5 protein-coding genes are annotated in these 6,545 nt (G+C 55.3%); all 5 read right to left on the bottom strand.

Going from position 1 to position 6,545, the window contains the following annotated elements; genetic code table 11:
• Window positions 1-587 (bottom strand): type VI secretion system tip protein VgrG (gene vgrG / locus BTW08_RS18065; RefSeq protein WP_139313714.1); only part of this gene is annotated, 587 nt, incomplete at its 3' end.
• A gap of 89 nt (window positions 588-676) precedes the next feature.
• Window positions 677-2,791, bottom strand: coding sequence for a DUF2235 domain-containing protein (locus BTW08_RS18070; RefSeq protein ID WP_075563894.1), 2,115 nt, complete (start codon window positions 2,789-2,791; stop codon window positions 677-679).
• Entirely contained in the window at window positions 2,788-3,567 is a 780-nt protein-coding gene (locus BTW08_RS18075) for a DUF3304 domain-containing protein (protein WP_075563895.1), read from the bottom strand. The genes BTW08_RS18070 and BTW08_RS18075 overlap by 4 nt, the downstream gene beginning before the upstream one ends.
• Window positions 3,568-3,665: 98 nt before the next feature.
• Window positions 3,666-4,469, bottom strand: a complete 804-nt coding sequence (locus tag BTW08_RS18080; RefSeq protein ID WP_075563896.1) for a DUF4123 domain-containing protein — start codon at window positions 4,467-4,469, stop codon at window positions 3,666-3,668.
• A 7-nt stretch (window positions 4,470-4,476) separates the two neighbouring features.
• The coding region (tssI, locus tag BTW08_RS18085) for a type VI secretion system Vgr family protein (protein ID WP_075563897.1) at window positions 4,477-6,545 on the bottom strand (2,069 nt) is incomplete at its 5' end.

Here is a 6,545-nt window from a genome sequence, read left to right on the forward strand (position 1 = left end):
TCGAACTCATCGTCGTCGCCCGCAAACTCTGCGTAGTAAAAGAGGCCTTCTTCTTCCAGTAGGCGACTGATGAAGTTGAAGTCGCTCTCGCGATACTGCACGCAGTAGCTACGCGCGGGGTACTCTCGTCGCAAATCAAAGCGGTAGCGGCCCTTGGCGAGTTCATGGCCGTCGAACACCTGGGTCAGCACCTCGACCACCGAGCGGTCCTGGAAGATCCGGCTGTCGCGGCCGAGCTTCAGCATCGAAAGCCACGGCACCAGCGTGAGCTGGTAGTAGGTGACGCCGCCGTCTTCGCCCAGCAGTGCTGCCTCGGAAACCAGGCCGTGCAGGCGGCGATAGCTGCCGTCGGCCTGCAGAATCGACAGGTTGGCCGGCTGCGCCATCAACGTCTTGAGTTCGATGTCACCCTGCTGGGAGATGCAGTCGAGGGTGTAGGTGAACGGTTCGCTCACCCGCTCTTCGCCCACCAGCCGATGCGGCAGCAACGAAGCCCCGGCGATCTCCAACGTCAGCAGCCGCTGGGACTGAGAAAGACCGATATCGAAGGTGTCGAGTAAACTATCCAGCGTTTCTATATCTGCCATGACTCAGCTACCAAATGTTTGGTGAATGTCAGAATGCCAGCAGCGCCACTCATATACTTTTCATTCCATTTTTCAGACTTACCAACTATCTAGGCGTGAGCCCTATACAACTTAGGACGCCCCACGTCCATAAAGGCATACTGCTTGGCCTCCTCTTTTGACCAGTATCCGGGAGACAATAGCGTTAGCAACTGATCGTCGGCACCAGCGTAAATTCTGCGGAAGCGAAGATATCCTCCCCCTAACAGATACCACTCACGTCCTCCCAAATCATGCATTGGAGGAATTCTTCCCGTTCTTTCAAAAAATTCAGCGCGCTCACGCTCTGCCGAGCTGAGGTAAATTCCTCTCTTACTCTCCCAGCCAACATCGTCGCTATCGAGAATAGTTTTTCTCGCGACCAACGTTCTAAGATACGTTATTGCTTCATCACGACTGGCGAATTCAGTCAAAAAACCCGCAATTGAGTCGTGAACATACAAATCCATCATGGTGGATACAGCGTCTGGCGCGTTACCCAAACGAGGTTTGAAATCTGAAATTCTTTGCCAGTCGTCGATTAAAGAAGGATCGAACCCTCTCTCCTTGACTGTCCATGCAGGCCCCATCACGATGTAATCACGCAAAGCGTGCCGCGCTTGTTCCCAAAACCCCTTACTCGACATTTCCTCCCAGTGAGAAAACCTTTCAAGTTCTTCACAGAACTGAGCATAGGCACTCGACAAGTTATTTTTATCGTACTGAGAAGCCCGTTGATAACTATGCAGCCTTGACACGCCGCCAGCTCGGTGGTTACTCAGCCGCCACTCAATAGCTCGCCGCCAGTGCTCACGAACAATCGTGCCGGTCTCACCTGACTTCACTTCACATTGATCAACATAATTATTGAAATCATCGATCAACTGAGGCGAAATTTCAAATCCGGCTTGATCTTCTGGCAAAGCCAGCTCCAGTTTAAGTGGAACACCAGACAAACGGGCCTCACGGTACATCACGGCAAGGGGAATGCGAGACACTATATCTCGTCCGATATTATCTACCCCTTTACCTTGATCACCTGGTTTATAGCCTCCACCAAGGTCGGAGTGAACACCTGGAAATACTATCTCATCACCATTGCTCGCGATCGAATGATCGTTGTAAATAGAGTCTAGAGGAAAAGACCGGCGATTCTCATGCGCGGAAACGAGATGTAGGCACCGCGCAATATTAGGAGGTATTGCCAACGATTTTTCCGCATCGGCCCAGCCCGCATGCCCATCACTGATAGGCATGAGATTGACGATACCGACTGAAGCAACCGTATCGAACAACCCTAGAAAATCGAATGTTGCAGGAAAACCTGCCAAGGTCAGGCCGCTGTGATTCGTCAGCCCCGCATCCAATTGGCAAAGCTTTACCAACCAGTTGGAAAAGGCACGCGACAGGGCCGCGCCCCGTGAAAAGCCGAAGGCTGAAAGATAGATGTTTTTGACAATACCCGGATCTTTATTCTGCGGCTGCTCACCAGACGACCCAGTCATATGGGGTCGTATCGCCCGGTGCAACTGCTGTAGCCAGCGCACCAACGCCTTTGGAATGGTCAACGATGTATCAGTAGCCGCAGCGGGTCCCATTGAGGCGGATGGTTCCCTTTGAAGCGAATAGGCAGTCATCTGGCCAACCGCACTGACTCGTTTTACTTCGTCATTATCGATCAAGGCTCGCTTAAGGAAGTAGCGACTAATCGAGTTGATGACCTGGGCTAGACCCCATAAAATTCTCACCTGCCCCAGCCGCCCTGTGCCACCACCTAGGGTTTCATCCCAGAAACCCTCACCAGAATCGTCAACAGGATCGAATCGTGTGCCCACGCCGGAGGCGTAGATACGGAAGAAATTGTCGTAATCAGAAAGATTGGTTTGCCAGTTAGTCTGAGGCGGGAGAACACCAGGCACGCTCTGGCCGGGAAAAGCGCTATAAAGGCGCGCTATATTCGATTGACTATGGTCCCCGCGATCGAGACTATCGGCGTAATTATTGCCCGTTCCATCGAAGAACACACCGATAAATAGATTGGTATCGCATGGCTTCAGCTCACTCTCTGTGCGCTCTCTATTCTCGAAATAACGCAGCTTCTCAGTATCGGAATCAGAAAAAAATATATTTTTACTAGCAGGATTTCCGTAGACTGCACTTATCGAGCTCGCCAACATCGCACTCATGGCCTAGCATCCTGAAGCATCTGAATTTCTTTTTCATCAGACTCAACGTTTCTTCTCAGATATCTTTCTAAAAAGGGTTTAAACTGTGGATCTTTCGTCCCGGAGAACCTGTTTAGCACGTCAGCAGCTCGAATTTCTTCGAACATATGCCAATACCTTCTGAGCGTATTTTCAGGTTCACGATTATATTCCACCAAATCACGCTGATCTCGCTCTAGTCGATCCTCGAGCAGCGCCAACTTTTGATCAATCAATTTTCTTCGATAAGTATCCGAAGGAACCGGCCATCCTTTTACTTCACCTGGAAAGTCCTCATGCGGTGGTGACAGATCACTGACAACGACATTGGCTTTCTTGTCCGGCAGAAACTGAACCCACAATGTGCCCTTTGCCGGAGTTTCGTACTTCGGCACATCGACGTGAATCGTCTCTGTTAATTTACCTTCCGCTTTACGCTTGGCAAGAGACGCTGAAATTTCATCACCCGTCTCACCTTCCAGCGGATATCTAACGACCACGTCGACCTTCAACCCTTCATGCCACTCTTTGGGCACTTGGTAGCAACAGCGAGTACCACCCGCGCTGTAGGGGGTCAAAGACTCACCGTCGCCTCGGTTTTTCTCATTGTTCGGATCGAAAACATAAAACCCGCCAATACCGTTCCCGGCATAGTCAACGCCCGTGATATTGAGATCGGCAGTATCATTATCCGAGCCACAGGCCGGTAGCGACGCCAGCAACACCAGCCCCGTCAAGAATCGAATATATCGGCGCATTTAAAGAACATCCTTGTCAGTCTTTGGGGCATAGAGATAGGAACGTCTCAGCGGATCATCTCTATCATCAGTCGTGGTAGAGCAAGCCAGGCCGTCTCTCATGTTAACCAGCCCTCTCTATGTGCAGCGCTTCTACAGCACTGAACCTGCTCTGGATAATCAGCGGCAGATAGAGAGGCACTATCCAGCGTCTTGACTACCCACTCGTGACGTCTGGATGGGCTGTCAAAAAGATCATGAAGCTCCGACTCATGACGACGTAATCCGTCGATCAAGGCATCGATACGGTTCATATCGAGCAATATTTGCGTCTGTCGGTCGTCGAGCCGAATGCTGCTCATATCGTCAGGCTCGGCCGTGGTCACTCCGCCGAGAGCGAGTTCTCGCCATCGCGCATCTCGCCCGATGTAGCACCATGCCGTCATATGGCTCATCAGCAGCGCCCGTTGCTCTTTCGACAACATCTCGGCGATTTGCGATAAACGACGCGCATCCGTTAGACGCAGTACATATCGGGCATCCTGAACAGTAACGATGCGAAAAGCCGCTAGTCGCTCCCATAGGAGATCCAAAGTTTCGGTGCTAACCACGAGGCTCAACATAGGTTGGCCGGAAGTTTCTTTCGCGATGGCTTCCAAGGCGCCAAGGCTATCCTTATCGACTAAAAGTAGCAGCGGGGAAATTGCCAATACGCGCTCGCTGGTATTGGGCGCATCCTGATAAAGCGAGCGCCAGTTGCCTTCCGGCCAGTTCTCTCTGACCCATGTCAGTGTCGTTTCATGTTTGAACGATGCGTCTAACAGAAGATAGACATAGGACCGCGGTTCTTCAGCGAGCCATCCTTCAACCATAGCTTGTGTTTCGGTGATCCATTCCGGCGCGTAATGGTCAATCAATTGCATGATGGCCTCAGGACACGTTCACGATTGGTGATCCACTGGACAGGTTCTTGAGCAGACATTCCACACAGATCCCATCAGGCATTTGCGGTAACGCAGCACTCATCTCCGCCGGCCCCCCAAAACTCTGACTGGCGCCTTTGATATTGACCTTGCCGGGCGCATGCAGCTCGATATTGCCGTCCTTGATGCGCACGTAGGCACCGCCACTGACGAGCAGAATCTCCTCGGCAGCGGCCAGGTCGATCTTTTGATCGCTGGAGGTGACCTTGAGATCACGGCGGGCGGTGGCTTCGAGGTTGTCAGATTGCGCCTGGATGTCCACCTTGCCGCGGGCGGCGAACAACTTGATGCCGGCTTTCTGGACGTAGAAAGAGATCGTGCGTGCTACCGACGCCACCAAGCTCTTGCCACTGGCGATATTGACGTCCTCACCGCTCGAGACACTCAACGATTTGCCCTGGGCCAGATGGGTCGACACCGGCGTACTCATCGTGATCCCCGCCGGCGAGGCCAGATGCAGCCACGGCGTTTTCATGCGGGCGGCCTGACCCCGTCCGCCGCTGTCTGTAGCGCCGCTGGCGTTGCTCTGATCAGAATCCGAAAGCTGTTCGCTGTTGCCGTAGGTATCGTCGGCGTCAGTGCCGGCCTGCTTGAGGTTCTCGCGGCTATCGAGCGCTTCGGCGTTGTGGTCCTGGGCGCTCTGGCTGAGCGTGTCGCTGAGCTGGTAGGCGCTGTCGAGCTGCTGTCGGGCCGGGGTGAGATCGAGTTGGTCCCCACTGGCACCGAGCTGGCCCCAACTGGAGAGGTAGAGCCCCTGATTGGCGCGGATGGCGCCATAGGCATCGGTACGCAGTTCGAACCCGGTACCGCGGAAGGCACCCCGGGTGTTGCCGGTCTGGTGGATCAGGTAGCCGAGGTTGAGCTGGCTCTTCTCGTTTTCGGAGTTGAGGCGAACACGCTCCTGATCGGTGGCGTCATCGAAGACGAGTTCGTTGTAATTGCTGCCGCGATAGGTCTTGCTCTTGAACCCGGAAAGCAGGCCGTGACTGTGCCAGTCGGGGCTCTGTTCGCCGTTGTAGACCCGGCCGGTGATCAGCGGGCGGTCGGCATCGCCTTCGAGAAAGTCGACGAGCACTTCCTGGCCGATCCGCGGGACGAATACGCCGCCCCAGCCGGCGCCGGCGTTGGGCTGGGAGACCCGCAGCCAGACGCTGGAGTTTTCATCGTTTTGACCCTGGCGGTCCCAGTGGAACTGCACCCGAACGCGGTTGAGGTGATCGGTGTGGATCTCTTCGTTGGCCGGGCCGACCACGGTGGCGGTCTGGGGACCGCCGATCACCGGGCGGTGATGGGTTAGCGGATGGCGATAGGCTTGGGTGCGGCGCTGGGCTTCGAGATCGACTAGAAAGTGGCCGGTACCGCCGGTGGCGTAATCCGCAAGGCGTTCACCGGTGGGATCGGCCGTTTCTGCTTCGAGGCCGTGCGCCTTCTTGGCGGCATCGATCTGCGGCTGCAGGCTGCCCGGCAGTGCCTGGAGCTGGGCCGAGACCGGCAGGGCGTTTTCGGCATGAATGCTGACGCCGAGCAGCAGGAACTGGCGTTCTGACTCTCTGCTTCCACTGCGGCCGCCGAAGTCGTGCAGCGGGTGCTGGATAAGTTCGAACCAGCGCCCGGCCTGGAGTTGACGCGTGCCACCGGCGCCGCGAAAACGCTTGGCCAGCGATTCATGCGCCTCCAGGCGGTTCTCGGTGAGACGCTCGCCGCGCTCATAGCCGTAGTAGTAATACTCGCCGGCGTAGTCGTAGACCTCGGTGTCGGGCAGGTTGCCCTGATCGCTCAGAGTATCGAGGCCGGTGCGCTTGGTGAGTGACGGCTGCTTGTAGTCGAAGGTGCCGACGCTGACGCGGGTGGGCTGCTGGCTGCGAACGCCGCCCCACTGAGTCAGCGCATCTTCCGCCTCGGTGGCATCCTGGCGGTGGAAGCGGATCGCCTGAGGGCTGACCGGCTGGGTGGTATCGACGTCGTCGGTGAAGACGATGCGGTGGCCATCGAACTCATCGTCGTCGCCCGCAAACT

The organism is Salinicola sp. MH3R3-1, assembly GCF_001937155.1.
In the GTDB taxonomy this organism is placed as follows: Bacteria; Pseudomonadota; Gammaproteobacteria; order Pseudomonadales; family Halomonadaceae; genus Salinicola; species Salinicola halophyticus.